Genomic DNA, 296 nt, shown 5'->3' on the forward strand with positions numbered 1-296 from the left:
GCAAGCTCCTCATAAGAACCGTACGCATGGTCAATACCGAACCGTTCCGCAAAAGCTTTCGCCTTCTCCAGACTTCTCGTCGCCGCACCGTAAAGCTTAACGCCGGACATCCGGTTCATCGTATCAGCCAGAGTAGCCGCTATCGCACCGGTTCCCAATATTCCTATCTTAAGATCCTCCATCCCTTCTCCTCCTGCGCAATTATGTTGTATTGCATTGTCGTAAATAAATTTTCCAAAAGCACCGAAGAGAGATGCGATAGGATTATTAGCTTTCACGAATGTTGGAATTTTCAG

The 296-nt window shown here is 47.0% G+C and carries 1 protein-coding gene; it reads right to left on the minus strand.

What is annotated here, in order from left to right:
- Nucleotides 1-182: Gfo/Idh/MocA family oxidoreductase (locus NE473_RS31585; RefSeq protein ID WP_256265679.1), on the minus strand; the 182-nt coding region annotated here is incomplete at its 3' end.
- Nucleotides 183-296: the final 114 nt, after the last annotated feature.

It is taken from the genome of Hungatella sp. SL.1.14 (assembly GCF_024460495.1).
GTDB lineage: Bacteria > Bacillota > Clostridia > Lachnospirales > Lachnospiraceae > Hungatella > Hungatella hathewayi.